Source organism: Streptomyces xylophagus, from assembly GCF_000716435.1.
Taxonomy (GTDB): domain Bacteria; phylum Actinomycetota; class Actinomycetes; order Streptomycetales; family Streptomycetaceae; genus Streptomyces; species Streptomyces xylophagus.
Window position 1 is genome coordinate 146331 of the sequence record NZ_JNWO01000003.1, and the last position, 26013, is coordinate 172343.

General features: G+C 69.8%; 22 protein-coding genes. 8 read left to right on the forward strand and 14 right to left on the reverse strand.

What is annotated here, in order from left to right:
- Positions 1–4 precede the first annotated feature (4 nt).
- A complete protein-coding gene (locus OO70_RS07670; RefSeq protein WP_043665959.1) occupies positions 5–1429 on the reverse strand; it encodes a hypothetical protein in 1425 nt (474 codons plus the stop codon).
- A gap of 231 nt (positions 1430–1660) precedes the next feature.
- Between OO70_RS07670 and OO70_RS07675 the strand changes: the two genes are divergently transcribed.
- Positions 1661–1924 carry a GlsB/YeaQ/YmgE family stress response membrane protein gene (locus OO70_RS07675; RefSeq protein WP_043665962.1) on the forward strand — a complete coding sequence of 88 codons (264 nt, stop codon included), beginning with the start codon at positions 1661–1663 and terminating at the stop codon, positions 1922–1924.
- 403 nt (positions 1925–2327) lie between these two features.
- On the opposite strand, the gene OO70_RS07680 is transcribed toward OO70_RS07675, so the two are convergent.
- The 3 genes from OO70_RS07680 to OO70_RS07690 are packed head-to-tail and all read right to left on the reverse strand — an operon-like array spanning position 2328 to position 4527.
- Entirely contained in the window at positions 2328–3257 is a 930-nt protein-coding gene (locus tag OO70_RS07680) for an NAD-dependent epimerase/dehydratase family protein (RefSeq protein WP_043665967.1), read from the reverse strand.
- A 57-nt stretch (positions 3258–3314) separates the two neighbouring features.
- Positions 3315–4091, reverse strand: a complete 777-nt coding sequence (locus OO70_RS07685) for a GNAT family N-acetyltransferase (protein WP_043665970.1) — start codon at positions 4089–4091, stop codon at positions 3315–3317.
- Between the two features lie 40 nt (positions 4092–4131).
- On the reverse strand, positions 4132–4527 hold the full coding sequence (locus tag OO70_RS07690) for a MerR family transcriptional regulator (protein ID WP_043665973.1): 396 nt from the start codon (positions 4525–4527) through the stop codon (positions 4132–4134).
- Positions 4528–4598: 71 nt separating this feature from the next.
- Between OO70_RS07690 and OO70_RS07695 the strand changes: the two genes are divergently transcribed.
- On the forward strand, positions 4599–5822 hold the full coding sequence (locus OO70_RS07695; RefSeq protein WP_043665976.1) for an MFS transporter: 1224 nt from the start codon (positions 4599–4601) through the stop codon (positions 5820–5822).
- Positions 5823–5903: 81 nt separating this feature from the next.
- Here the strand turns inward: OO70_RS07695 and OO70_RS07700 are convergent, their stop codons facing one another.
- Complete coding sequence (locus OO70_RS07700; RefSeq protein WP_043665979.1) at positions 5904–6803, reverse strand: SDR family oxidoreductase; 900 nt, start codon at positions 6801–6803, stop codon at positions 5904–5906.
- Between the two features lie 177 nt (positions 6804–6980).
- Between OO70_RS07700 and OO70_RS07705 the strand changes: the two genes are divergently transcribed.
- Both OO70_RS07705 and OO70_RS07710 read left to right on the forward strand, forming a co-directional pair.
- The gene (locus tag OO70_RS07705; protein ID WP_043665982.1) at positions 6981–7910 is read left to right on the forward strand and encodes a LysR family transcriptional regulator; all 930 of its coding nucleotides are present in this window, start codon (positions 6981–6983) and stop codon (positions 7908–7910) included.
- 28 nt (positions 7911–7938) lie between these two features.
- The gene (locus OO70_RS07710; RefSeq protein ID WP_043665984.1) at positions 7939–8457 is read left to right on the forward strand and encodes a GNAT family N-acetyltransferase; all 519 of its coding nucleotides are present in this window, start codon (positions 7939–7941) and stop codon (positions 8455–8457) included.
- A gap of 103 nt (positions 8458–8560) precedes the next feature.
- Here OO70_RS07710 and OO70_RS56810 read toward each other — a convergent pair whose 3' ends face one another.
- Entirely contained in the window at positions 8561–9232 is a 672-nt protein-coding gene (locus OO70_RS56810; RefSeq protein ID WP_043665986.1) for a chaplin, read from the reverse strand.
- Positions 9233–9549: 317 nt separating this feature from the next.
- On the opposite strand from OO70_RS56810, the gene OO70_RS07720 reads away from it, so the two are divergent.
- Positions 9550–11145, forward strand: a complete 1596-nt coding sequence (locus OO70_RS07720) for an alpha/beta hydrolase (protein WP_043665989.1) — start codon at positions 9550–9552, stop codon at positions 11143–11145.
- An 8-nt stretch (positions 11146–11153) separates the two neighbouring features.
- Here the strand turns inward: OO70_RS07720 and asnB are convergent, their stop codons facing one another.
- The 3 genes from asnB to OO70_RS07735 all read right to left on the reverse strand — a co-directional run bounded on the left by asnB (position 11154) and on the right by OO70_RS07735 (position 16004).
- Positions 11154–12995 (reverse strand): asparagine synthase (glutamine-hydrolyzing), encoded by a 1842-nt coding sequence (asnB, locus tag OO70_RS07725; RefSeq protein WP_043665992.1) that lies wholly within the window; start codon positions 12993–12995, stop codon positions 11154–11156.
- Positions 12996–13283: 288 nt separating this feature from the next.
- Positions 13284–14546 (reverse strand): arginine deiminase, encoded by a 1263-nt coding sequence (locus OO70_RS07730; RefSeq protein WP_043665995.1) that lies wholly within the window; start codon positions 14544–14546, stop codon positions 13284–13286.
- A 30-nt stretch (positions 14547–14576) separates the two neighbouring features.
- On the reverse strand, positions 14577–16004 hold the full coding sequence (locus tag OO70_RS07735; RefSeq protein ID WP_043665997.1) for a basic amino acid/polyamine antiporter: 1428 nt from the start codon (positions 16002–16004) through the stop codon (positions 14577–14579).
- 87 nt (positions 16005–16091) lie between these two features.
- On the opposite strand from OO70_RS07735, the gene OO70_RS07740 reads away from it, so the two are divergent.
- Positions 16092–17192: a baeRF3 domain-containing protein gene (locus tag OO70_RS07740; protein ID WP_043666001.1), complete on the forward strand. Its 1101-nt coding sequence runs from the start codon at positions 16092–16094 to the stop codon at positions 17190–17192.
- 111 nt (positions 17193–17303) lie between these two features.
- A complete protein-coding gene (locus tag OO70_RS07745) occupies positions 17304–18329 on the forward strand; it encodes a Gfo/Idh/MocA family protein (protein ID WP_043666004.1) in 1026 nt (341 codons plus the stop codon).
- On the opposite strand, the gene OO70_RS07750 is transcribed toward OO70_RS07745, so the two are convergent.
- The 4 genes from OO70_RS07750 to OO70_RS07760 all read right to left on the reverse strand — a co-directional run bounded on the left by OO70_RS07750 (position 18319) and on the right by OO70_RS07760 (position 22343).
- Positions 18319–20343, reverse strand: coding sequence for a phosphocholine-specific phospholipase C (locus OO70_RS07750; protein WP_043666007.1), 2025 nt, complete (start codon positions 20341–20343; stop codon positions 18319–18321). The genes OO70_RS07745 and OO70_RS07750 overlap by 11 nt on opposite strands.
- Positions 20344–20491: 148 nt before the next feature.
- Positions 20492–20905 carry an SsgA family sporulation/cell division regulator gene (locus OO70_RS07755; RefSeq protein WP_043666009.1) on the reverse strand — a complete coding sequence of 138 codons (414 nt, stop codon included), beginning with the start codon at positions 20903–20905 and terminating at the stop codon, positions 20492–20494.
- A 310-nt stretch (positions 20906–21215) separates the two neighbouring features.
- A complete protein-coding gene (locus tag OO70_RS56625; RefSeq protein ID WP_199827270.1) occupies positions 21216–21392 on the reverse strand; it encodes a hypothetical protein in 177 nt (58 codons plus the stop codon).
- Positions 21393–21401: 9 nt separating this feature from the next.
- Positions 21402–22343, reverse strand: coding sequence for a LysR family transcriptional regulator (locus tag OO70_RS07760; RefSeq protein WP_199827271.1), 942 nt, complete (start codon positions 22341–22343; stop codon positions 21402–21404).
- A gap of 71 nt (positions 22344–22414) precedes the next feature.
- On the opposite strand from OO70_RS07760, the gene OO70_RS07765 reads away from it, so the two are divergent.
- Complete coding sequence (locus OO70_RS07765) at positions 22415–23302, forward strand: SDR family NAD(P)-dependent oxidoreductase (protein ID WP_043666016.1); 888 nt, start codon at positions 22415–22417, stop codon at positions 23300–23302.
- A gap of 150 nt (positions 23303–23452) precedes the next feature.
- Here OO70_RS07765 and OO70_RS07770 read toward each other — a convergent pair whose 3' ends face one another.
- Positions 23453–25729: a M4 family metallopeptidase gene (locus OO70_RS07770; RefSeq protein ID WP_043666019.1), complete on the reverse strand. Its 2277-nt coding sequence runs from the start codon at positions 25727–25729 to the stop codon at positions 23453–23455.
- Positions 25730–26013 lie beyond the last annotated feature (284 nt).

A 26013-nucleotide genomic window follows, 5' to 3' on the forward strand; every position in this document is an offset into this window, starting at 1 on the left:
GTCATCAGCTGACGTTGAGCGCGGTGTCGTCGATGACGAAGGACGTCTGGAGGGTGGACCCTTCGACGCCGCTGAACTTGATGGTGGCGGTGGTGCCGGCCAGGGAGGAGACGTCGAAGGACTTCAGGACGTATCCGGAGGCCGCGTTCAGGTTGGAGTACGTGGCCAGGGTGGTGGATCCGGCGGTGACCGTCAGTTTGTCGTAGGCGGTACTGGTGGTGGTCTCCGCGGTGTCCACGTGCAGATAGAAGCTGAGGGTGGCGGAGCAGCCGGACGGGATGGTCACCGACTGGGACAAGGTGTCGGTGTGGGCCGATCCGTAACCGTCGAGCCAGGCCTTGTAGGAGCCGGTGCGGGCGGCCTCGCTGGAGGAGCTCGTGATGACGCCGCTGGTGGCCGTCCAGGTGGTGTTGCCGGACTCGAAGCCCGGGTTGCCCAGCAGTTGGGCGGCGGTGCAGGTGCCGCCGCCTCCTCCGCCACCGCCGCTGGTGCCGTCGCCGGCCAGCCACGCGGTGGCGTTGAGGGCGAGGGCGGCGTTGGTGGCGCCGGTGTCGTTCCAGCCGTCGTAGAGCGTGTTGCCGGACTGGCCGGTGCCGTCGTCGATGGGCGAGCTGTCGCCCCAGAAGGCGACGCGGCCGCTGCCGAAGGTGCTGGTCGCGAAGAACGCGCCGGTGTTGCCGGAGTAACCGCTGCGGTACACGAGGCCCTCGACGGACGAGTTGTCGGCGGGCTTCAGCGTGGCCGTCGTGCCGTCGGCGATGAGGCTCTTGGTGACCGTGCCGAAGGCGCCGTTCAGGACCGTGTTGCTGCTGTCGCTGATCGCGGCGGGATAGCCGGAGCTGATGTCGAGGGTGTCGATGGAGAACCCGAACGGGTCGGTCGAGTCGACGCTGTTGTTCGTCATCAGGTCGTTGAGGATCTCGACCGCGTCCTCGCCGTCGCTGTTGCGGTCGGCGCCGGTGTGGTCGGAGATCATGAACAGGCCGCCGCCGTTCTGGACGAACGTCATGATCGCGGTCTTCTCGGCGGTCGTGAACAGCGTGTTGGGCTCGGGGAGGACCAGCGTGTCGAAGTTCGACAGGTCGGTCGTCGACGAACCACCGTACGTGAGCGCGCTCGTGGCGGTCTTCAGGCTGTAGTCGCCCGTCTGCTGCAGGGCGACGCCCCACGAGGAGAGCGCGCCGGTCCAGTCCGTCTCCGACGACGGGGAGGAGTCCTGGGCCAACGGGTCGGGCTTGCTGGTGGAGATGATCCAGTCCGCGTTGCCCGCCTCCTCGGCATGGCCGTCGTCGAACAGGATGCGGTGAGTGGTGGCCGCGTGTGCGGGTGTGGCCGTAGTGGTGACCTGGAGGGCGGCTCCCGTGACGAAAAGCCCCAGGCCGGCGAGGGCGGTGGTGAGTCTGCGGCGGGATCTTCTTGATCCAAGCATCCGGCGAACCTCCGTGAGGGGGTGAGGAAGGGTGCGGTGCGGGCGCCAAATCTGCGCGCGTAGAACGGTAGTGGGGGAGTTCTACACGCGTTGAACGATTGAAAGGTACATGGCATGAAGGGGTGGTGAAAAGAAAGTCCCGGCAATAACAGGCACCAAAACACGGGCGGACTGGCTTGGCGTCCAGCGGGCACATGAAGAGAGCAGGGAAATCGACAAAGAGGGGCGGAGATGGAGATCTCGGGCATCATCAGTGCCATCATCATTGGCATCATCATTGGCGTGTTGGGACGGCTCGTCGTACCGGGTCGCCAGCACATCGGCATTCTGCTGACGATCGTGGTCGGCATCGTGGCCGCGCTGATCGGCGCGGCGATCGCCTCCGGCCTTGGGGTCGCCGACACCAAGGGGATCGACTGGATCGAGTGGCTCATCCAGATCGGGCTGGCCGGCGTCGGCATCGCCGCGCTGGACCGGACGAGGGCGCGCCGCTGAGCGGGCGACGGCAATCGCGTTGCGGGTGAGACCGGGCGGCGACGAGGGCCTGCCCGGCGGATCGGGTCGTTGAGTGTCGGCGGCGACTGACCAGGACCGGTGAGCGGGGTCCGGCGCGTGCGGCTGCGGGATGGAGGAGGGAGTCGACGCGGAGTCGGCACCCGACGACACCACCGCGCAGGCGCGCGCCGGGCCCCGCGTCCGCGCCATGATCCGCCGGGCGAGCCCAACCGGTTTCATCCGCCGGGGAGTTGGGAGAGTTCCTGCAGGCCCACGGCTTCCGTCCGGTGCCAGCGCCGACATATCCGCGACTTCCCTCCGGCGCCCGCGCTGACGTACCCGCGGCTCGCGCCGGCCGACGTGGATCTCGCGGCGAGCAGATGGAGAAACCTTGCCGCGCGGCTCAACGCGCGGCGCGCAGCGCGGCGAGGCCCTCGTGGCTGGACGGGTACGCGGGTGTCCAGCCCAGCTCGCGTTCGGCCTTCGCGCTGGACACCCGTTGGTTGCTGGTCATCATCGTGTGCGCGTATCCCATCGGCCGAACCATCCACAGCGGTACGGCCATGGGCTTCGGCAGCCCGAACTCCCTTGCCACGCACAGCACATGGGCGCGGAAGCCGAGCGGTGTGCGGTCGGTGATGTTGTACGCCTGCCCGGGGCGGCCGTGTTCGACGGCGGCGGCCACGGCGCGGGCCGCGTCGGTGAGTTCGACCCAGGGCAGGACCCGGCCGTGGTCGTCGGGGGCGGGCAGTTGGCGCTTGCGCAGCATGGGGAGGACGGCGTCGGTGCCGCCGGGGCCGTAGAAGAGGCCGAAGCGGAGTGCGATGCCCTCCAATTCTGGTGCCTCGAAAGTGAGTTGTTCCTTCGTGCGCATGGCCTCGATGTGCTTCTCCAGCTCAGGCGTGGTGCCGCGGGGGCCGAAGGGGTCGTTCTCGGTGAGGAGTTGGGTGACGAAGTCTCCGTAGCCGTAGCCGAAGACCATCGACTCGGAGAGGAAGCGGCGGGCGCCGGTGGAGCGGGCGGCCTCGATGAGGTGGGCGGTGCCTTCGATGCGCAGGGCGTTGGTGGCGTGCATGTCGCGGTGTCGGAGGGGTGGCTTGCGCAGGGCGGTCGCCGCGTGGACGACCGTGTCGAAGCGGTGTCCGTCGACCGCGCGGAGCAGCGCGTCGCGGTCCATGAGGTCGGCGCGGATGCCGTTGCCGGGTCCTCGGCCGAGGCCGGTGACCTTGTGGCCGGCGTCGGTGAGGGCCTTGGTGATGTGACCGCCGAGCACACCGCTCGCACCGGCCAGGAGGATGCTCTGGTTGCTCTGACTGTTCTGGTTCGTCGTCATGACGGTGCGACGGCTCGGGCGGCCTCCGATGTGACATCGGTGCACTGACCTGCGGGTTTACGGCTCGTACACGTACGGCGTGGTCGTGGTCAGCGGGGCGAGGCCCAGGCGTTCGAGGATGGGGCGGCTCTGGTCGGAGGCGTCGACCTGGAGGTAGCGGTAGCCCCGGTCCGCGGCGATGCGGGCCCGGTGGGCGACCAGGGCGCGGTAGATGCCGCGGCCCCGCCAGGCCTCGACCGTGCCGCCGCCCCACAGGCCGGCGAACCGGGTGCCGGGGACGAGTTCCATGCGGGCCGCGCTCACCGGTTCGTCGCCGGCGAGGGCGACGACGGCGACAACTGTGTCCGGGTCGGCGGCGAGTTGGGCGAGGAGGCGGGCGCGCAGCCGGGTGCTGTCGGTGCCGAAGGCCTTCTCGTGGACGTCGGCCACGAGGTCGACCCCGGCGCGGTCGGTGGCGGGCAACAGGCGGATGCCGTCCGGCAGTTGGGCGTCGAGGGTGAGGGCGGAGACCTCGCCGACCATCAGCGTCTCCTGCGGTTCGGGCGTGAACCCGGCCGCCGCCAACCGCTGCCCGAGATCCGTCGGCAGATCGTGGCCGTAGAGCTTCCACTCGAAGTCGCGGCCGAGCCCGGTGAAGTACGCGATCTGCTCGGCGATCGCCGCGTCGGCGTCGGTCTCGTCCAGGTCCGACCACAGGACGCCGTTCCAGCCGTGCTCGTCGGCGACATGGCGTACCACTCCCCCGGTTCGCTCGACGCGGGCCCCGGGTCCGTCGGGTCGGGCGCCTTCGCGCAGGTCACGGTCGTGGAGGGCGAGCACAGTGGCATGATCCATGGGCCCACTTCAACATCCGCGGGCGCGCGCGGCAACGGGATTACGCGCCCTCCGACGGCACAGCCGGTCGTACGGACGGTCGTACGGCCGCCAGATACGCGCTCAGCCGGTCGCGGTTGCGGGCCAGGCAGTCGATGCGGGCCTGGATCCGGTCGATATGGCCGCTGAGCAGGGCGGCCGTCTCGGGGGTCAGGCACTCGGCGGGGACATGGATCTCGTCGGGGCCGGAGAGATACGGCAGGATCGCGCGGATCATCTCGGTGGTGAGGCCCGAGTCCAACAGGCCGCGGATCTGCTGGACGTCCCGGACGGCGGGCTCGCCGTAGAAGCGGTAGCCGTTCTCGGTGCGGTCGGGGTGGAGCAGGTTCTGCTCCTCGTAGTAGCGCAGGAGGCGGGTGGGCACGCCGGTGCGGCGGGAGAGTTCGCCGATCTTCATGGCCGCCTCCGGGAGCGCGCTTGCGGGTCGCCCTTGCCTTCACACTGATGTGAGGGTTCGACCATGGTCCCATGACCACCGCTTCCCCGGCCATGGGCACCCGTCTGCCCTGGTCCGGGCTCCTCGCCCTGTCCACGGCCGCCTTCACCGCCGTTCTGACGGAACTGCTCCCCGCCGGTCTGCTGCCCCGGATGGCACCGGCGCTCGGCGTCTCCGAGGCGCGGGTCGGCTTCCTGGTCACCGGGTACGCGGTCGCCTCCTTCCTGGCCGCGATCCCGGTCACCGCGGCCCTGCGCGGGCTGCCGCGCCGACCGGTCCTCGTCGGTACGCTGCTGGGCTTCGCCTGCGCCAACGCGGTGGTCGCGCTGTCGTCGTCGTACGCCCTCACCTTCGGCGCCCGCCTGCTCGCCGGGGTCATGGGCGGCACGATGTGGGCGATGCTCGCCGGGTACGCCGCCCGGATGGTGCCGGTCGAGCGACGCGGCCGGGCCATCGCCGTCGTGCTGGCCGGGATCACCCTCGCCCTCTCCCTGGGCGTACCCGCCGGAACCGCGCTGGCCGGGGCGCTCGGCTGGCGCACCGCGTTCGGAATGCTGGCCGGGATCGCGGTGCTGCTGGTGGCCTGGGTGCGGTGGCGGGTGCCCGAATTTCCCGGTGAACTGCCGGGCGCACGCGTCCCGTTGAGGGGCGTGGCCCTGCTGCCGGGAATCCCCGCCGTCCTGTCGGTCACACTGTTCCTGCTGCTGGGCCATCAGGCGATGTACACGTACGTCGCGCCGTTCGCGGCGCACGCCGGCTACGGCCGTACGGACGTCGTCCTGCTGGTGTTCGGGGTCGCCACGGTCGTCGGGATCTGGGTCACCGGGCTGCTCGTCGACCGCTGGGCACGGCCCACGCTGCTCGGCGCGCTGGCGCTGTTCGTCGCGGTCATGTGCGTACTCGGCCTGTACGGCGACTCCCCCGCCGTGCTCCTCGGCGCGGTCGCCGTGTGGGGTGCCGCGTTCGGCGGGGCACCGACACTGATCCAGACCGCGCTTGTCAACGCCTCCGGTCCTGAACACGCCGATGTGGCAACGTCGTTGCAGACCACGGTGTACAACGCGGGTATCGCCGGAGGGTCGTTCACCGGGGGTGTCGCCCTGTCGGGGTGGGGTGCGGATGCTCTGCCCTGGACGGCGCTGCCGCTGGTCGCCGGTGCCCTCACCGTGGTCGTCCTGGGCGGCCGGTACGCCTTCCCTGCGGCGCCCGCGGATATCGGGAGGCGGGTGAACTCGCCCTGCGCACAGGGTCGGTGACGGTGACACTGGTCGCCCGGCCGGGGTGCGTAACGTCGTCCGCCGAGGGCCTCTCACCTACCCGACAGGGCCGCGGGGTTGCTACACCGTGTCGAAGTAGTGGCCCGTCTCCAGGTCTGCCATCAACCCCACCTCCGCCGGCTGCCATCCCGTCTGCTTCTGCGTCAGTGTGCTCGACGCCGGGCAGTCCAGGGAGGCGACGAGGCCGAGGAAGCCGAAGTGGTCGACCGCCGACTCCGGCGGCACGCTCTCGGTGGGGACGTCGAGTCGGCGGGCGATGACCTCCGCGATCTCACGGAGCGGCAGCCCCTCGTCGCCGACCGCGTGGTACTTCGCGCCGGCCGGAGCCGACTCCAGGGCCCACCGGTACAGCCGGGCCGCGTCGAGGCGATGCACGGCGGGCCAGCGGTTGGTGCCGTCGCCGACGTACCCCGAGACGCCCTTCTCGCAGGCGGCACCGATCAGAGCCGGGACGAATCCCTTGTCGCCCCTGCCGTGCACGGACCTGGGCAGCCGGACGACCGACGACCGTACCCCGCGCTCCGCCAGCTCGACCGCCGCGATCTCGGACGGCTGCCGGATCGCCGAGAACGACTCCGGGTCGACGCTGTCCTCCTCCGTCGCCACCCGTCCCTCAGGCAGCCCCGGCGTGCCCGCGGTGACCACGAAGGGCTTGTCGGTGCCCGCGAGCGCCTCGCCGATCGCCTCGATCGCGCGCAGGTCGGTGGCGCAGTTGGCGGCGAAGTTCGAGAAGTCGTGGACGAACGCCAGGTGACAGACCCCGTCCGCCGCCTCGGCACCGCCGCGCAGACTGTCCAGGTCGTCGAGCGCACCCCGGTGCACGGCGACTCCCGCCGCCGTCAACGCCTCGGCGGACGCGTCCGAGCGGGCCAGACCGGTGACCGTGTGCCCGGCGTCGAGCAGTTCACGAACCACGGCGGAGCCGATGAACCCGGACGCGCCGGTGACGAAAACTCGCATGCTGCGTTCCTTCGATGAAGTGGGTGTGACCTGTGCTGTGGTGTGCTTCCATCGTGGGCAGGGCACCCGGTCCAGGTCCAAAGCCTGTTTCGCATGAGGCAATACGGATCAGGCATCGCAGCAGGTCAGTTGCCCATTGGGCGAGATGGCCGCCGCGTCACGCCGTACACTTCAGGCATGACGGAACTGTCTGCCTCGCCCGATCTCGAACTCCGCCTCGTGCGGTACTTCATCGCCGTCGCCGAGCAGCGTCACTTCGGTCGCGCCGCCGAGGCACTGCACATCACCCAGCCGTCCCTCAGCCGTCAAGTCCGGCGCCTGGAGGAGCAGTTGGGCGCCCGCCTGCTGGACCGCACCCCGCAGGGCACCCGACTCACGGAGGCCGGGGAGGTCTTTCTGCCCCGCGCGAAGTCACTGTTGCGCTCCACGGCCCAGGCCGCCGCCGAGACCCGGGCCGCCGCGGAACCCAGCCGGCTCACCGTCGGGTACATGGCGAACCTCTACGTCACCCCGGCGGTGCGCGAGGTGCGACGTCGGCATCCGGACGCCGACGTGAACGTCGTACATCTGGCCTACGACGAGACCCGCACCGCCCTGCTCGAGCGGCGGGTGGACGCGGTCGTGGTCCGACTGCCCTTCCCCACAGACCAGTTGGAGGTCACAGTCCTCTACGACGAGCCTCGCCTCCTGCTCGTACCGCTGGATCACCGCCTGGCCGGAAAGGAGTCCGTCACCCTGGACGACATCACCGACGAACCCCTTCCCCAGATCCCCGGCGCGGACCCGGCATGGACCGCTTTCTGGCGTATCGACCCCCGACCCGACGGCCGCCCGGCACCCGGCGGTCCGGTCGTCCGGTCCCTGGAGGACAAGTTCGAGTTCGTCGCCAACGGACAGGCCGTGGCCATCGCAGCCGGTCTCCGCCCCGGCCGGACGATCCGGCCCGACATCACCGCGATCCCCCTCCACGGCGTCGAGCCGAGTCATGTCGCCCTGGCGACCCGGGCCGGTGAGCACAGCCGCCTGCTGTCCGCGTTCCGGAAGGCGGCCCACTCACTCCTCAGGGCACCTCAGGAGCACGCCGACGAACTCCCCTACGATTCCTAGGAGTTGACGCCCTCTACCCTTGTGGCGCATGACTTCCGCGAACATCTCCCTGCGACCGGTGGACGAGGGCGGCCTAGCCGTCATGGAACGCTTCCTCGCCGACCCGGAGGCCGCTTCGGCCTTCCAGTGGTACGGCTGGAGCGACGCCCGGCGCTGGCGACGGCAGTGGTCGGAGGACCGGCTCCTCGGCGACGACCGGTCGTATCTGATGGTGGTCCGGGGTGACGAGCGGGTGGGGTTCGTCGCCTGGCGGAAGGTCACCCCGACCCCGACCTGCCACTACTGGAACATGGGCATCACCCTGCTGCCCGAGGCCCGCGGACAGGGCGTGGGGACCGAGGCGCAACGGCAGTTGGTGCGGTATCTGTTCGCCCACACTCTGGTGATGCGCGTCGAGGCGGACACGGAGGTGGAGAACCTCGCCGAGCAACGGGCCCTGGAGAAGGCCGGGTTCACCCGCGAGGGCGTCCTGCGCAGTGTCGCGTACCGGAACGGGCAGTGGCGGGACGGGGTCCGGTACAGCATTCTGCGCGGAGAACTGCCCTGACCCGGTCATGAGGGTCTGACCCGGTCGTGAGGGACGAAGGACGGCGGAGGCCCCACCGGTCGTGTACCCGGTGGGGCCTTCCGTCCTGGCGCGCGTGCTCGGGTCAGCGTCCCGCCCTGGGGCGGAAGCGCCGGTACAGGGCGGCGCCGCCCAGGAGGAGGGCCGCGCTCGTGGCGGCGGCCGGGATGGTGCTGTCGGCGCCCGTGTGGGCGAGCGACGCCTGGGCGGCGGGCGGTGTGTGGTGCCCCTCCACCCCTGCTCCTGGCCCTGGTCGCGGGTGCGGCTTCGACGGCGTGGGCGGCTCGGGGGTCGGTCGCACGGGGTGGTGGGGGTGATCGCCCGAGGCGTTCCCGGACTCGTTGCCCACGCTCGGATTGCCGACGCCGACCACGCTCACGGAATTGCCGGTGACGTTCACGGGGAGATGGATCGGGAGGTGCACTCCATTGCCGGAGAGCACACCCGGTGAATCCTTTTCGCCGCCCTGTGCGGCGGCACCGGCGGGCGGTCCGTCGGGGTTCTTCGCATCGCCCCTGTTCGCGCCGCCCGCGTGCGCGCCGCCTTCGTTGGTACAGCTGTTGCCCGCGGCGGGATTGAGGAGTCCCACGACATTCACGGTGTTCCCACACACGTTCACCGGCACGTGCACCGGGAGCTGAATGGTGTTGCCGGAGACCACACCGGGCGAACCGGCCGCGGAGCCGTCCGCCGCGGAATCGGCGAACGCGGGCACAGCCACAGCCATCGCACCGGATGCGGCGGCGACGGCGATCACACCGTTTCGGGTAACCCGTTTCATAGGTTCCCTGCCTTCCAGAGATGTAGCGGGCACACACCCGCACCGGATAAAACGCGGGCGCACCATCCGAGTTATGGGTTATCGGCCTTTCACTCCATCGAGCGGCATGGTTATCGAACTACTCGTAACGAATCTTGATCAGTCGGAATGCATTAATCGGAAAACCTCTTATGCCTATTGAAGGGGCGCAGAATACGGCACCGATCACTGGTCCGCTCGCCGGGAGGCGGGGGCCGAGAGGCCCGCTTATCGTGAGCGAAGGCGCTGGTCACGGCGCGTTCTTGGAGGCATTGATGCTGGCCAGGCTGTCATCGCGGCCCGCGTTCCGGCGCTGCGCGTTCACCGGGGTCCTCACACTGGCACTCTTCGGCGCGGGGTTGCCCGCGCCGGCCGCACCGGCCACGGCAGGCGACCGGCCGCAACCGGACCTGTCCCGGTTCTACCGGCAGAAGGTGAAGTGGGCCGCGTGCAAGGACGTGGACGCGCCGAAGGACCTACAGTGCGGGAAGGTCACCGTCCCGCTCGACTACGCGAAGCCCGGCGGCGGGACACTCGATCTCGCGCTGGCCCGTTATCGGGCGACCGGGAAGTCCCGGGGTTCCGTGCTGCTGAACTTCGGCGGCCCCGGCGGCGCCGGAGTCAGTGAACTCGCCTCGGACGGCAAGGAGTTCATGGATCTGACGAACGGCTACGACGTCGTCACCTTCGATCCGCGCGGCGTCGGCCAGTCCTCGCCCGTCAGTTGCGGCGAGGGCTCCGACCAGGGCTCGGCCGCGATCGACGAGGACGCCACCGCCAGCACCGATCCGAAGGTCGTCCTCAAGCAGTTGCGGAAAGCGGCCGAGACATGCGCCAAGTACTCCGGCCCGGTCCTGCCCCACATAGGCACGGTCAACGCCTCCCGGGACCTGGACGTGATGCGCCAGGCCCTCGGCGACAAGAAGCTCAACTACCTCGGCTTCTCCTACGGAACGCGGCTCGGCGCGGTGTACGCGGCCCAATTCCCCAAGAGGGTGGGCCGGTTGGTGCTAGACGGCGTCGACACCCTCACCGAACCGCTGTCCGAGCAGGGCATCGCGGGCGCCGAGGGACAACAGACGGCGCTGGAGGACTTCCTCAACTGGTGTGTGCAGGACATCGCCTGCCCCTTCGGGACAGACGCACGATCGGCGCCGGACCAGGTCGTACAGCTCGTGCGCTCGCTCGACCGGGACCCGGTGCAGACGGACTTCGGCGACCACTTCTCCGGCCAGGACCTGGTGGGTTCCATCAGCCAGGCGCTGTACAGCAAGCAGTTGTGGCCGACGCTGGAGCGGGCCATCGCCTCGCTGGTGCAGGACGGGGACACGCGGGCCATCATGGCGTTCTCCTCCGGCGGCTCCGGCCTGCCCCGTCGGAGCGGGGGCGGCGGGATCGTCGACGCGCAGGACGTCCCGCTCGACAACCTCCCGGCCGCACTGATGGCCATCAACTGCGCCGACGACCCCGACCGCCCCACCGCCGAGCAGATCACCAAGAACCTGGACGGGCTGCGCGCCGAGTACGAGCAGGCGTCACCGGTCTTCGGCCGCTACCGGCTGACCGAGGTGCTGATGTGCTACGGCCGCCCCAAGGGCACCGCGTACATCCGCGACGACGTCAAGAACGTGCACGCGTCGAAGATGCTGCTCGTGGGGACCCGGGGCGACCCGGCGACGCCGTACCGCTGGACCGTGGAGACGGCCCAGCGGCTCGGGTCCTCGGCTGTGGTGCTCGACAACAAGGGTGAGGGCCACACCGGTTACGCCTCTTCCAAGTGTGTGCACACCAAGGTGAACGACTTCCTGCTGTACGGCTCGCTGCCGCCCAGCGGGAGTTCGTGCCAGCCGGACGCCGCCGAGGTTCCCTGAGGGACCGCTCAGCCGAGTGCGATCTCGGGCTTGTAGAGGTCCAGCCAGAGCGCCAGGTCGAGGGCGCGTTCCAGTCCGCGCCGGCCCGCCTGGGTGCTGATGGGTGCGTCGTGGTGGGCGGCCCGGCTGAGCCTCTCCCGGTCGACGAGGTCGAAGACCGGGTGCGAGGGCCGGGCCAGAAGGTCCTTGGCGTGGTCCTGGAGTGCGACCGCGTACTTGGGGTCCTGGGTGGACGGGTAGGGGCTCTTGACCCGGTCGTACACGGACTGCGGGAGGACGTCCGCGGTGGCCTCCCGGAGCAGGGTCTTCTCCCGGCCGTCGTAGGACTTGAGGGACCAGGGTGTGTTGTAGACGTACTCGACGAGCCGGTGGTCGCAGAACGGGACGCGGACCTCCAGGCCGACGGCCATGCTCGCGCGGTCCTTGCGGTCGAGCAGGATGCGGACGAAGCGGGTGAGATGGAGGTGGCAGATGCGCCGCATCCGGAACTCGAAGTCGCTCTCGCCGTCGAGGCGTTGGATGCCGGCGACGGCGTCGCGGTAGCCGTCCGCGAGGTACGACTGCGTGTCCAGGGCCTTGGTCAGGTCGGTGCGCAGGACGTCGGCGTCGTCCCCGAAGTCCCGGCCGAAGCGCACCAGCCAGGGGAAGGTGGCGGCACGCCGGGCCTCCTCGTCGAAGAACTGCTGGTAGCCGCCGAAGACCTCGTCGGCGGACTCGCCGGACAGGGCGACGGTGGACTGGTCACGGATGGCGCGGAACAACAGGTACAGCGAGGAGTCCATGTCGCCGAAGCCCAGGGGGAGATCGCGGGCCCGGAGCATCTTCGCCCGTACGTCGAGGTCGGCCAGGGCCTGCGCGTCGAGCACGATGTCCTGGTGGTCGGTGCCCGAGGCGCGGGCCACGTCGTGGACGAACGGTGTGTCGGGGGTGCCGCGCAGTTGGTCGGCGACGAAGTTCTCGCTCTGGCCGACGAAGTCGACGGCGAAACTGCGCACCTTCTCGCCGTGCTCGGCGAGTTGGCGGGCGGCGATCGCGGTCATGGCGGAGGAGTCGAGGCCGCCGGAGAGCAGGGTGCAACGGGGTACGTCGGCGACGAGTTGGCGGCGCACGATGTCGTCGAGGAGGGTTCGGACGCCGGCGACGGTGGTGTCGCGGTCGTCGGTGTGCGGGCGGGTCTCCAACCGCCAGTAGACGCGCCGCCGTAGACCCGAGCGGTCGACGGTGACGACGGTGCCGGGCTGGACCTCGTGCATGCCGTCCCAGATGGCGTGTCCGGGTGTCTTGATCATGGTGAAGAGTTCGCGCAGGCCGTCCAGCGTGACCCTGGCGCGGGCCAGCGGGTTGGCCAGGATCGCCTTCGGTTCGGAGCCGAAGAGGACGCCGTCGGGGGTCGGGTGGTAGTAGAAGGGCTTGACGCCCATGCGGTCCCGGATCATGACGAGTTGGTCGCGGCGGCCGTCCCAGATCGCGAAGGCGTACATGCCGTTGAGGCGTTCGGCGACCGTATCGCCCCATTCGAGATAGCCGCGCAGCACGACCTCGGTGTCGGATTCGGTGGTGAACCGGTGTCCCCTGTCGGCGAGTTGGCGGCGGACTTCGGTGAAGTTGTAGGTCTCCCCCGAGTAGACGAGTGCGACGGTGCCGTCCGCCGTGTCGACGGTCATGGGCTGGCGGCCGCCGGGCAGGTCGATGATCGCGAGCCGGCGGTGCCCGAGGGCGGCGGGACCCTGGACCCAGGTGCCGCGGTCGTCCGGGCCGCGGCACGCCATCGTCTCGGTCATTGCATCCAATGTCGCAGCCTCGGTGCGCAGTTCACGGTCGAACGAGACCCAGCCGGTGATGCCGCACATGCGCTACCTCCTGCGTCCGGCCCGCCGAAAACTGGTCGCCCACCTGCTTTTCTGTTGCTCGCGACCCCGACCCGGCGAACCAGTTGCATCGAGCATCTATGCAACGAGCGTGTGTCACACCCGCGAGGCCGGTCAACATGCCCGTAACGTGAACGGCCGCGCCGACACCGCCTTTTCGGCCGCGCTTTGCGCACCCGAGGTCCAGGGATCGGGTCCCCACCGGGCGGCTCTCGTCAGGAATCGGCCACGGGCAAAGAGTTGGACAACATCCCCTGTACGTCCGGAAGTTCAGAACTCCACCGGGTCCCGCACGATCGGGCAGGTCATGCAGTGCCCCCCGCCCCGGCCACGTCCCAGTTCGGCGCCGACAATGGTGATGACCTCGACGCCGGCCTTGCGCAGCAGGGTGTTGGTCTGGGTGTTGCGGTCGTAGGTGAACACCACGCCCGGTTCCAGCGCGACCGCGTTGTTGCCGCTGTCCCACTGCTGGCGTTCGGAGGCGTAGACGTCGCCGCCCGTCTCCACGATGCGCAGTTCGGGCAGGCCGAGGGCCTTGGCGACGACGTCGGTGAAGGGGGTCGGGCCCTCGTCGACGATGTCGATGCCGGGTGCCTTGTCGCCGGGGCGCAGGGAGAAGGTATGGACGCCGTCCATGATGGCCGGGTACAGGGTCACGAGGTCGCGGTCGGCGAAGGTGAAGACGGTGTCGAGGTGCATCGCGGAGCGCAGCTTCGGCATTCCGGCGACGACGACGTGTTCGGCGGCGCCCAGGTCGAAGAGTGCCTTGGCGACTTGGGTGATGGCCTGGCGCGAGGTGCGCTCGCTCATGCCCATGAGGACCACGCCGTTGCCGACGGGCATGATGTCGCCGCCCTCGAACGTGGCCTGCCCCCAGTCGAGTTCGGGGTCGCCCCACCAGACGACGGAGCCCGCGAAGTCCGGGTGGAAGGTGTAGATCGCCTTCATCAGGAGGGTTTCGTCGTGCCGGGCGGGCCAGTAGAGCGGGTTGAGGGTGAGGCCGCCGTAGAGCCAGCAGGTCGTGTCGCGGGTGTAGAGGGTGTTGGGCAGCGGCGGCATCAGGTATTCGCGGACGCCGGTCGACTCGCGGACGAGGGCCGAGTAGCCGGTGCGGTAGTCGTCGGGGAGGTCGGTGGTGGCGAGGCCGCCGATCAAGTACTTGGCCAGTTCGGCCGGTTCGAGGGATTCCAGGTAGGCGCGGGTCGTGTCGATGAGTCCGAGGCCGACCTCGTTCGCGACGATCTTCCGGTCCAGGAGCCAGTCCTTCGCGGCGGGGATCGTCATGGTCTGGGCGAGCAGTTCGTGCAACTCGACGACGTCGACGCCGCGTTCGCGGAGTTTGTTGACGAAGTCGGCGTGGTCGCGCTGGGCGTTCTCGACCCACATCACGTCGTCGAAGAGCAGATCGTCGGAGTTGGTCGGGGTGAGCCTGCGGTGGGCCAGACCCGGCGCGCAGACCAGCACCTTGCGCAGCCGGCCGACCTCGGAGTGGACGCCGTACTCATGTCGGTTCACGGTGTCTTGACTGGTCACGGTGCACCTTTCCGGAGGTCGGAGACGAGGTCAGAGGCTGATCCAGCCCAGGGTCAGGGCGACGATCCCGACGACGGCGCCCGCGATCGAGACGGCGAGGATCACCAGTTCCCGGGCCGAGAAGAGCGAACGTCCCTGTTCCCTGCGGGCCTTGACGAACAGGAAGGTGGCGGGCGCGTAGATGATGAGCGAGACGAGGAGGTACTTGAGGCCGGCCGCGTAGATGAGGAACGCGGTGTAGACGGTGGCGAGCACGGCGACCACCAACTCGCCGCGCCCTGCGCGGGTTTGCGTGAGCGCGATCCGTACGGCGAAGCCCGCCGCGAGCAGGAACGGGATCAGTGTCAGTGAACTGGTCAGGTCCAGCGCGAAGTTGAAGGCGTCGTCGGAGAAGTAGGTGACGACCAGGACGACTTGGCTCAGCAGGGTGGTCATCACCAGTGCGGGCACGGGTACGTCGGCCGCCGTGGACTTCTTCAGGAAGCGCGGCATGTCGTCGTCCTTGGCGGCCACGAACAGCACTTCGGCGGCCATCAGCGTCCAGGCGAGATAGGCGCCGAGCACGGAGACGATCAGCCCGACGCTGACGAACACCTTTCCCCAGGTGCCCACCGCGTGTTCCAACACGCCGGCCATGGAGGGCTGCCGCAGTTCCGCGATGTCGCCCATCGGCATGAGGCCGTACGACACGATCGTGACCGAGGCGAAGACGGCGAAGACGCTGAGAAAGCCGAGGACGGTCGCGCGGCCGACGTCCTCGCGGCGCTGCGCGTGCCGGGAGTAGACGCTGGCGCCCTCGACGCCCAGGAACACGAACACCGTGGCCAGCATGGTGCCCTTGACCTGCTGGAACAGGGAGCCCGCGTAGTCGGCGCCGCCGAAGTTCTCCGCGAAGACGTGCGGCTTCAGATAGAAGAGCGCAAGGATGACGAAGACGAGGATCGGTACGACCTTGGCGACGGTGACGATCCGGTTGATGGCCGCCGCTTCCTTCACGCCGCGGCTGATCAGCAGGAAGAAGAGCCACAGTCCGGCCGAGGAGAGGACCACCGCGAGGACGGTGTCGCCCTCGCCGAGCGAGGGGGCGATGGTGCCGATCGTCGACATGATCAGCACCCAGTACGTCACGTTGCCGACGCAGGCGCTGGCCCAGTAGCCGAACGCGGAGAAGAAGCCGAGGTACTCGCCGAACCCGGCCTTGGCGTAGGCGTACACACCGGCGTCGAGGTCGGGTCTGCGGACGGCGAGGGTCTGGAAGACGAAGGCGAGCATCAGCATGCCGGTGCCGGCGACGGCCCAGGCGATCAGGGCGCCGGCGACGCCCGTCTCCTGCGCGAAGCGGCGCGGTAGGGAGAAGACGCCGGCCCCGACCATGGAGCCGACGACCATGGTGGTCAGCGTCGGTAGGGTCAGTTTGGCGGCGGTCGTCCGTGTGTCGGTGGTGGCGGCTTGCGTCACCCGAGGGACGTTAGCAACCAATTACCCCAATTGCCTGGCGGGCTTCCCCCATATGCCCCATCCGTCATTCGGCCCTATCGTGCTGTTATGGAGCACGCACTGAGTCCCGCCACGCTTACCGAACTGCGGCGCCCGCGCCCCTACCCCGCGGTCTCCGTGCTCACCCCGACGCATCGTCGCGAGCCCGACAACGCCCAGGATCCGGTCCGGCTGCGCAATGTGCTGGCCGAGGCCAAGAGGCAGTTGGAGGCCGATCCTGCGATCCCCCGGGAGCGGCGCATCGACGTCTCCCGGCAACTCGACCAGGCCCTCGCCGAGGTCGATCTGGCGCACGCCGAGGACGGTCTGGTGATCTTCGCCGCGCCGGGTGAGCACCAGGTGTGGTCCCTCGCCAGGTCCGTGCCCGAACGTGTGGTGCTCTCCGACACGTTCCTCACCCGCAATCTCGTCTCGGCGCAGGCCTCCGAGCGGCCGTTCTGGGTGCTGTCGCTCGCCGCGGACCGTGTCACGCTGTGGAACGGCGGTGTCGACCGGGTCGTCGAGGCCCACACCGGCGGCTTCCCGCTCACCCGCGACCACCGGGACAACTTCGACGCCGAGCGCCAGGAGCGGATCGGCGACATACCCAGCACCTTCCGCGACGAGGACACCCGCCACTTCCTGCGCGAGGCCGACACCGCGATGGGCCGGATCCTGCGCGAGCACAAGCGCCCGCTCTACATCACCGGCGAGCAGGCCGCCCTGTCCGCCCTCGACGAGGTCGGCAGCGCTACCAAGGGTGCGGCGCACATCGCACACGGCGGACTCGCGCACGGCACGCCCGACGCCGTGTGGCAGGCCGTACAGCCACTGGTCGCCGCCGAGGCGCGGAAGAGCACCGTCACCGTGACCCGGGAACTCGAATCGGCGCGCGGGCGCAAGGAGTTCGCGGCCGGCGTCGACGAGGTCTGGCAGAACGCCCGCGAGGGCCGGGTCCGGCTGCTGGCCGTCGAGGAGAACTACCGGATCACTGTCCGCGACGACCACGGCGACCATCTGGTCCCGGCCGACAGCGGCGACCTCGACGCCCGCGAGGACATCGTGGACGAGATCGTCGAACAGTGCCTGGAGACCGGCGCCGAGGTCCGCTTCGTCCCGGACGGCACCTTGAACGACACGGACGGCATCGCGGGCGTGCTGCGCTACTGAAGCCACCGCACCACTGAACCCGCCGCGCTGCCGGGCCCCGGGCATTCCGGAGGCCCCCTCCCCCTACGGCGTACGCTACGGCGTGATCGTCGACGTAGAGGGAGAGCACACGTGGGTGACCTGCTGGGCGTGGCCGTACTGGGTGCGGGACACATGGGAGCCGACCACATACGCCGCCTCGACCAAGTGGTGAGCGGAGCCAGGGTCGTCGCGGTGGCCGACCCGGACACCGATCGCGCCAAGGAGGCGGTGGCCGGTCTGGACGCGGTCGCGGTGCACGAGGACACCGTGGCCGCGCTCGACGCCCCCGGAGCCGAGGCGGTGCTCATCGCCTCGCCGGGTCCCGCGCACGAGGAGGCGCTGCTCGCGGCCTTCGCGCGCGGACTGCCGGTGCTGTGCGAGAAGCCCATGGTGCCCGACTCCACCGGAGCACTCCGGGTCGTGGAGGCGGAGGCACGGCTCGGCCGACGGCTGACGCAGATCGGGTTCATGCGGCGCTACGACGCGGAGTACCGGCGTCTCAAGTCCCTGCTGGACAGCGGGCAGTTGGGGCGCCCGCTGATGCTGCACTGCACCCACCGCAATGTGTCGTCGCCGCCGTACTTCACCTCGGCGATGCTCATCGACAGCTCGGTCTCGCACGAGATCGACGCGGCCCGCTGGCTGCTCGGCCAGGAGCTCACCGCGGTGACCGTGCTCAGCCCGCGCTCGTCGGCGAACGCCCCGGAGGGGCTGCTCGACCCGCAGCTCGTCCTCTTCGAGACCGACGGCGGCGCCCTCGTGGACGTCGAGGTCTTCGTCAACTGCGGCTTCGGCTACCAGGTGCGCTGCGAAGCCGTGTGCGAGGCGGGCAGTGCCCGGATCGGCGACGACCGCACGATGGTCGTCACCACGCGGGGCAGCGCGCACGAGGACGTGCCGCTCGACTATCTCGTGCGGTTCGCGGACGCCTACGACCGCGAGGTGCAGTCCTGGGTCGACGCCACCCGGCAGGGTCTGGTCACCGGCCCGAGCGTCTGGGACGGCTACGCGTCCTCCGTGGTCGCCGAGGCCGGGGTTCGGGCGCAGGAGAGCGGCGGCCGGGTGACCGTCGAACTCGCCCCGCGCCCGGACCTGTACGCCGACGTCAGCCGCTGACGCTCGCCGCACCCGACTCCAGGTGCCCGGTGAACCGGCGCGACCAGGTCGCGTCGGAGTCCACGGTCACCGTGAAGTCGTACCAACCGCTCTGGTACGCCACGGCGTTGAAGAAGTCCTCCGTCGACGCGCCCGCGGCGACCGTGTAGGTCCACGGTCCGTCGCTGCGGTAGTGGTTGGACGTGATGGTGAACTTCACCGACGCAGCGGACGAGTTGGCCATCTTGAAATAGATCGCGAGCTTGCCGGTGCCGGATTCGACGGCGTAACGCGTGCTCACCTCAACGGACTTGCCCGCCTTGGTGGCATCGCCCTGGAACCGGCGGAGGAAGCGGTTGGGGCCGACCATGCTGAGGTCGTACTTGCCGCTGCCGTAACCCGTACCGATGTTGAAGTAGTCGGAGGCGGTGCCGCCCGGGTCGACCGTGTACTGCCAGGGGGTGCTGTCGCGGTAGGCGTTGGGGTGGATGGAGAGATGGGCGGCGCTCCTGGCGGCGCCGCCCTGGTTGGTCATGGCGAACCAGGCGAGGATCTTCCCGCTCGACCCGAACTCCAGGTGGTCCAGGTACCCGTTGGGCTGGTACGGCAGCGCACGGGCCGGCCGGGTGCCGGTCTCCTGCGTGGGCAGGGCGTTGTTCGTCGGCACCGGGTTGGGCAGCGGGCCGCAGGTGGAGAGGCCGATGACGCTGGTCGCGGGGAGTGCGACGGAGCCGTAGACCGGGTTGGCGAAGTCGAAGACGCCCGTCAGGTCGCCGCTGACCTTGCGGCGCCAGGTACTGATGTTGGGGCAGGCGGCGGGCTTGCCGAGGGACGTGGTCCAGGTCTCCAGGAAGCGCAGGACCGAGGTGTGCTCGAAGACCTCGGAGGAGACCCAACCGCCGCGCGTCCAGGGCGAGATGACGATCATCGGGACGCGGAAGCCGAAGCCGTACGGGACACCGTTGAGGAACTCGCCGTCGGTGCCGGCGGGCGGGACGGGCGGCGGTACGTGGTCGAAGTAGCCGTCGTTCTCGTCGTAGTTGAGGAACAGGACGGTCGAGTCGAAGACGTCCGGGTCGGCGGCGAGTGCCTGGTAGACGAGGCTGACGAAGTGGGCGCCGTCGCCGGGCGGGGCGTAAGGGTGCTCGGAAAAGGCCTGGTTGGGGACGACCCAGGAGACCTGCGGGAGCGTACCCGCGAGGACGTCGGCCTTGATGGCGGCGGCGATGTCGTCGGGGGTCGAGCCGGTGGCGGCGGGGACGGAGGACATGCCTCGGTCGTAAAGAGCGCTGCCCGCCTTGGAGTTGGTGAAGTTCTTGAAGTAGGCGCAGGCGTTGTCGCCGTAGTTGTCGGACGCGTTCTGGTAGACCTTCCAGGTCACCCCGGCGGTCTGCAGGGCCTCGGCGTACGTCTGCCAGGTCAGGCCGGACTCGTCACCGCCGTCGTAGCTGGAGGAGTCGACCTTGCCGCTCCACAGGTAGGTGCGGTTGGGGCCGGTCGCGCTGAGGGTGGAGCAGAAGTAGGCGTCGCAGATCGTGTAGTTGTCGGCGAGCGCGTAGTGGAACGGGATGTCGGCGCGGTCGAGGTAGCCGAGCGAGCGGACATTTCCCACGCCCGAGACCCAGTTGTCGAGGCGGCCCTTGTTCCACGCGGAGTGCTGTGACGACCACGAGTGCGGCAGGTCGCCGTTGCACTGTGCGAGGGTCTCGCCGTCGTGGCCGCCCGAGGCCGGGGTGGCGCTCAGCTTCCACGGGTACTGACGGCCGCCGCCGTTGGGCTGGTTGAAGACCGGGTAGCCGCCGCTCAGCGTGATGCCGCTGCGGTCGTCGAAGCCGCGGACGCCCTTGAGTCGCCCGAAGTAGTGGTCGAAGCTGCGGTTCTCCTGCATGAGGACCACCACGTGTTTCACGTCCGAGATCGTGCCGGTCGCCGCCTGCTGGGCGGCGATCGCGGGCCGTGCTCCGGCGCCCGTCGCCATGCCCGCCGCAACGGTCGCACCGAGCCCCACGAAACTTCTTCGGCTGATCGGTGTCATTCGCCCCGTCCTCGTCCCAGGCGTGCCCGAGCGGCACACCGCGCGCAAGGGTGCACGGGGTGATCGCCAAGGTCCATACCGGGACGGTGAGATGGAGGTGAACAAAAGTCAAAGTCGCCCTCCGGAGGCCGAGTTGCCCCTCAGCCGTTCACACGTTTCCGAACAGGGCGCTCAGTCCCCGCTCGACGACCGCGTCCATGTCCTCCTGCCCGGTGGCCACCACGTCGTAGGTCCGCAGCAGGAAGCGGCGCAGTTCCGGGGTGGGGAAGTGGAGCAGGGCGAGGCCGAACGGCGAGTGGAACTCCAGCACCGTACGGGCCCGGCCGCACGGCCACAGGTGCACGTCACCGCCACCGGCCGGCCTGCGCAGCCCCTCCTCCAGCAGCGACCGGGCGAAGGTCCAGGTGACACCGTCGCCGTCGAGGGACACCTCGGGCGGGAAGTCGAGGTGCACGGCCAGCGGGTCCGAGGTGAGGTAGCGCAGCGTGGCGGACACGGGAAGCTCCGTGTCGTCCGCCGTGATCAGCCGGGCTCGGGTGGGCTGTTCGAGGGTGATGTCCATGGTCGGTCTCCCCTGCGGGCATGAGGTCGGCCGGATTGCCGTGTGCCTGTACGACTTCGCAGGTGCCGTTCGCATTACGCGGAACCTCGAATGATTTGATGTGACCTGCGTCACTCGGGTGCCCATATGTGGGGCTGCTGATGAATTGGTTTGCGGTGGGACGGATGGGGCCGGTGAGGTGGGCCCATGGACAGGGCCACGGAGCAGGCGCGACGAGCCGGGTGGCACCGGCCGGCGGTGCTCTCGGCCCTGATGCCGGCCGCCTTCACCTTCAACACCCCGGAGAACCTGCCGATCGGCCTCCTCGAACTCATCCAACGCCGGTATCGCGGCGGGCGCCGCACTCGGCGGACTGGTCCTGCCGCTCGCCGGTGTGCGGGGCGCGTTTCTCGCCGGCGGGCTGCTGACCGTCGGGGCCTGCGCGGTGCGGGGGTGCTTCGTGGTGGACCAACGCCCGCCGCCCCAGGCCGAGTTGGGGAAGGTCCACCTAATGATCTCATTCCGGAGCGGGCACCGCGCTCGATGCGTAGGCGTCAAGGGCCGCCACACGCAACGCGGCCCCCACCCGACTGACCGCCTCGCCGGGCGGATGCGGAAGGCGGGCCAGCAGCAAGCGGCGTTGCTCCGGGGGTCCGCCCCGCACCGGCAGGACGCGTACGCCCGGCGGTACGGCCGGGGCGAGTGAGCCGGTGATGGTGGTCAACCCGCAGCCCGCCGCGACGAGTTGGAGTTTGGCCAGCCAGTCGCGGGCAGTGTGGGCGATCTCGGGCCGCTCGTCCAGGCCCGGCCATACGCCCATGAGCCGGTCCTCGCCGGAGGAGGGGCCCGCGATCCAGCGCTGCCCGCGCAGGTCGGCCACGTCGACGTAGTCGCCGCGGGCCAGTGGATGGGTGGCGGGCACCGCGAGGTACAGAGGGCGCTCGGTGAGCGTGCGCAGCACCAGTGGTGGCGATTCGGTGTCCGGTGGGCGGAACGGCGGCGCCGACGCCAGCAGGGCCAGGTCGAGGCTGCCGGCCCGCAGGGCGCGTACCAGCGCGGGGGTGCCACCCTCCCGGCTGACGATGTGCAGGTCCGGGTCGCTGCGGCGCAGGGCGGCCAGGGCGCGGGGCAGCAGGACCGCTCCCGCGCTGGGGAACCAGCCCAGGCGGACGGTCGCGGCCTCCGTGGGCAGGCCGGAGAGTTCGCGGGCGGTCGCGTCGATCTCGTCGAGTACGACCGTCGCCCTGCGCATGACGACTCGGCCGGCCGGAGTCAGCCGTACGCCGTCGCGGCGCCGTTCCAGCAGTTCCGCTCCCGCGGCCCGTTCGATCGCGGCGATCTGCCGGGACACCGCCGACTGGGTGTAGCCCAGCGAAGCGGCGGCCGCGGTGAAGGTCCCCTGTTCGGCCACCGCGCGGAAGACGCGCAGCGCGGTCAGTGACACATCCGTGAAGTCCATGACGATCACGCATACTAGCCGTGCGCAACTTTCGTTGGACGCATACCCGGCGGGTTCCTACCGTGGCAGTCATGAACGTATCGCGCATCGCCCTCGTCACGGGCGCCAACCAAGGACTCGGCCGTGCCCTCGTCGAGGGGTTGGCGGCCCACATGGGTCCCGACGACATGGTTCTGCTCACCGGACGCGACGAGCGGCGGGTCACCGACGCGGCCCGCGAGGTGGGGGACCTGCCCGGCACGCGCAGCCAGGTGCGGGGCCGGGTCCTTGACGTCACCGACACCGAGGCCATCGCCGACCTCGCCGAGGAGCTCCGGCAGCGCTACGGCGGGGTCGACGTCGTGATCTCCAACGCCGTGGCCCGGGTGCTGCCCGGGGAGTCGCAGTCAGCACGTGCCGACGAGTTCATCGACGTGTCGAACACCGCCACCCACGCGATACTGCGCTCCTTCGGCCCCCTCCTGCGCCCGGGCGGCCGGTTCCTCGTCGTGGCCAGCAGCCTCGGCACCCTCGGCCACCTCGACCCGGCACTGCACGACCTGTTCGACGGTGCGAGCCTGGACCAGGTCGAGTACGCCGTCGAGTCCTGGCGCGGTGCCGTCCACCACGGGACCACGGCCGAGGCGGGCTGGCCGCTCTGGCTGAACGTGCCCTCGAAGGTGGCTCAAGTCGCCGCTGTCCGCGCGGTCGCCGCGGAACGCCGCGAACACGACCTCGCGACGGGCACGTTGGTCGCCTCGGTGTGCCCGGGCATGGTGGACACCGCCACCTCCCGCCCGTGGTTCAGCGACTTCAGTCAGGCCCAGTCCCCCGCCGAGGCCGCGGGCGCCGTGCTCGACCTGGTCTTCGCCGACCACGTCGACCCCACCCACTACGGCGAGTTGGTGCGCTTCGGCAAGGCCCTGGACTGGTACGGCGGCACCCCGCCGGTGGAACAGGACCGGCTGATCACACCGTGACCGCGGCGATCCGAGAAACTGACTGAGCATGCCGATCGGTTCTGACCGCGCCTGCGTGCAGTGCACACCGGAGCGGCCAGAACCGACTCGGGCTGTCAGTCACCGAACCCGAACCCGCGAGCCCCGAACTACGAGGCTAGACCGGCCGGTTCACGGAGTGAGCTGCCACTGCTCGATGTAGCCGACGTCGATCGCCGCGTGGTCCTGCACCCGCAACTTCCAGGTACCGGTGACAGGTTGGGCGGAGGCGTCGACGGTGAAGGTCTGGTCGACGTTGTCGGCGGAACCGCCGGAGCGGTTCAACAGGGAGTAGACGGTTCCGTTCGGGCCCACGAGGTCGACGGTCAGGTCTCCCCGGTAGGTGTGGACGATCTTGACGTAGACCTGGGTGGTGGCCGAGGCGTTGCCGTCGCGGCCGGTGACCGTGATCGGGGACTCCACGGCTGTGCTGTTGTCGGGGATGTCGACGCGGGTGGCGCTCGCGTAGATGTTGGCGATCCGCCAGGTGAAGGCGGCGGTGGCGGTCGCGCCCGTGTCGTCGGTGACGGTCACCGTGACGTCACTGCTCCCGAGGGTGGTCGGGACGCCGGAGATGAGGCCGGTGCCGCTGATGGTCAGTCCGTCGGGCAGTCCCGTGGCCGAATAGGTCAGGCCCGCACCGGAGTTGGTGGTGTACGCGTCCGTCTGCAGGGACACGGACTGTCCGACTCCGCTGATCTGACCGGCGATGGGCGCCACGTTGACACCGAGCGCGATCCGGCTGCCGACGTTGATCGCCGCCCACGCGTCGGCCACGGCGAGGTACGTGGGGCTGTACGCGCCGAAGAGGTCCGCCGCCGCCTGGAGCGTCGCGGTGCGGGCACCGGCGTAGTTGGTGGACGAGGTCATGTATGTGGTGAGCGCCCGATACCAGACCTTTTGGGCGTTGTCGATGCCGATGCCGGTGACGGGCACGCCGTCGTAGGTGGGGCTGTCGTAGGAGACGCCGTTGACGGTCTTCGCGCCGCTGCCCTCGGACAGCAGGTAGAAGAGGTGGTTGGCCGGGCCCGAGGAGTAGTGGACGTCGACGCTGCCGAGCGTCGAGCTCCAGTAGTCGCGGGACGCACCGTCCTTGGACGGCTTGTCCATGTAACGCAGAGGTGTGCCGTTGCCGTTGATGTCGATCTTCTCGCCGACCAGGTAGTCGGGGACGTCGGCGGGCAGGTTCTCGTGGAACTCCACCGCGGCGGCGAAGATGTCCGAGGTGGCCTCGTTGAGGCCGCCCGACTCACCGGAGTAGGTGAGGCCGGCGGTCGCGGCGGTGACGCCGTGGGTCATCTCGTGCGCGGCCACGTCAAGCGCCGTCAGCGGGTGGGTGTTGCCCGAGCCGTCGCCGTAGGTCATGCAGAAGCAGGTGTCGGACCAGAACGCGTTGACGTAGTTGCTGCCGTAGTGGGCCCGGCTGTAGGCCGCCACCCCGTCGTTGCGTATGCCGCTGCGACCGAACACGTCCTTGTAGTAGTCCCAGGTGGCCGCGGCGCCGAACGCGACGTCCACGCCCGCGGTCTGACGGTTCGTCGCGGTGCCGTCGCCCCAGACATCGTTGTCATCCGTGAACAGGGTGCCGGTGCCCGAGGTGCCCTGGTTCAGGTCGTAGGTCTTGTGTCCGGCGCGGTCGCCGTCGACGAGTTGGTACGTCGATGTCGCCGGGTCGAGCGTGGTGCTGAGCGGGACCGTTCCGTTGAACTGGCCGGTGCCGGTGCCCGTTTCGATGCCCTGGTACTGGAAGACGGCCTTGCCCGAGTCGGCGTCGGTGATCACGTGGAGTTCGCTGGGGGTTCCGTCGTCCTGGAAGCCGCCGACGATCGCTTCCCAGGCGAGGACGGGCTTGGCACCGGCGGCCCAGACGACGAGCCGCGGGGCGCCGTCGAGCTTGGCCCCTTCGCCGCCCTTCTTGGCCGCGGCCACGAGCGCTTTGGCCTTCACCGTCGCCGACGACACGTTCGGGGTGATGTCCGGCAGGGCCAGGGCGGCCTTCGCGGCCTTGGTCACCGTGAGCCGGCCGCTCTTGGCGTGGACGACCAGGTCGCCGCCCAGGACGGGCAGTCCGGCGTACGTCCGCTCGTAGCGGGTGTGGGTGGTTCCGTCGGCGTCCTGCGTGACGTCCTTGACGACGAGCTTCTCCTTGGCCCCGAGGCCGAGGGTCTTCGCCGTGCTCCTGACCGCCGCGCCCGCGCTCTTGAGGAGGGCGGCGTGCTTCGTCGGCGACAGGGCGGCCGGGGCCGCTCCGGCGCGGGGGGTGGCCAGGATCTTCGCCGAGGTGTGACCGCCGGGGACGGCGGAGGCGGCGCCGGTCTGCATACCGGCGGCCAGCAGGGTGCCGACCGCCGTGAGCACGAGGGCGGCGGTGTATCTGGGGTGGTGCGGATAACGGTCAAGCCGGGTCAAGGCGTTCTCCTTATGTGGGGTGGTCGGACTCGGTGGAGTCCTGGAGAGCGGGTCGGGCCGGGGTACGGCCGTCCGGCGGCGCGCGGGTGCGAGGAGGAAGGGTGAGGAGGAAGTGAACGCTCGGTGAGCGTGATGCACAGCAGGGTGGCATCACGCCCACAGAATTGTCATGGCTATAACAAAGCAACGGCTCAAAATGACTGGCGCGAACTGCGGATCACTCGCTCAAGCAACACTTTTCAGCCTCACGCCGGACACCGTCACGGCACAGGAACAACAGGACG

What these genes read in the sequence shown, in the direction of transcription:
- OO70_RS07675 (WP_043665962.1), top strand. Translation starts at nt 1,661, where the DNA reads ATGGAGATCTCGGGCATCATCAGTGCCATCATCATTGGCATCATCATT.
- OO70_RS07695 (WP_043665976.1), top strand. Translation starts at nt 4,599, where the DNA reads ATGACCACCGCTTCCCCGGCCATGGGCACCCGTCTGCCCTGGTCCGGG.
- OO70_RS07670 (WP_043665959.1), bottom strand. Translation starts at nt 1,429, where the DNA reads ATGCTTGGATCAAGAAGATCCCGCCGCAGACTCACCACCGCCCTCGCC.
- asnB (WP_043665992.1), bottom strand. Translation starts at nt 12,995, where the DNA reads ATGTGCGGCATCACCGGCTGGGTCTCGTTCGACCGTGAACTGCGCACC.
- OO70_RS07685 (WP_043665970.1), bottom strand. Translation starts at nt 4,091, where the DNA reads ATGGATCATGCCACTGTGCTCGCCCTCCACGACCGTGACCTGCGCGAA.
- OO70_RS07690 (WP_043665973.1), bottom strand. Translation starts at nt 4,527, where the DNA reads ATGAAGATCGGCGAACTCTCCCGCCGCACCGGCGTGCCCACCCGCCTC.
- OO70_RS07680 (WP_043665967.1), bottom strand. Translation starts at nt 3,257, where the DNA reads ATGACGACGAACCAGAACAGTCAGAGCAACCAGAGCATCCTCCTGGCC.
- OO70_RS07705 (WP_043665982.1), top strand. Translation starts at nt 6,981, where the DNA reads ATGACGGAACTGTCTGCCTCGCCCGATCTCGAACTCCGCCTCGTGCGG.
- OO70_RS07720 (WP_043665989.1), top strand. Translation starts at nt 9,550, where the DNA reads ATGCTGGCCAGGCTGTCATCGCGGCCCGCGTTCCGGCGCTGCGCGTTC.
- OO70_RS07710 (WP_043665984.1), top strand. Translation starts at nt 7,939, where the DNA reads ATGACTTCCGCGAACATCTCCCTGCGACCGGTGGACGAGGGCGGCCTA.
- OO70_RS07750 (WP_043666007.1), bottom strand. Translation starts at nt 20,343, where the DNA reads ATGACACCGATCAGCCGAAGAAGTTTCGTGGGGCTCGGTGCGACCGTT.
- OO70_RS07755 (WP_043666009.1), bottom strand. Translation starts at nt 20,905, where the DNA reads ATGGACATCACCCTCGAACAGCCCACCCGAGCCCGGCTGATCACGGCG.
- OO70_RS07740 (WP_043666001.1), top strand. Translation starts at nt 16,092, where the DNA reads ATGGAGCACGCACTGAGTCCCGCCACGCTTACCGAACTGCGGCGCCCG.
- OO70_RS07765 (WP_043666016.1), top strand. Translation starts at nt 22,415, where the DNA reads ATGAACGTATCGCGCATCGCCCTCGTCACGGGCGCCAACCAAGGACTC.
- OO70_RS07700 (WP_043665979.1), bottom strand. Translation starts at nt 6,803, where the DNA reads ATGCGAGTTTTCGTCACCGGCGCGTCCGGGTTCATCGGCTCCGCCGTG.
- OO70_RS07760 (WP_199827271.1), bottom strand. Translation starts at nt 22,343, where the DNA reads ATGGACTTCACGGATGTGTCACTGACCGCGCTGCGCGTCTTCCGCGCG.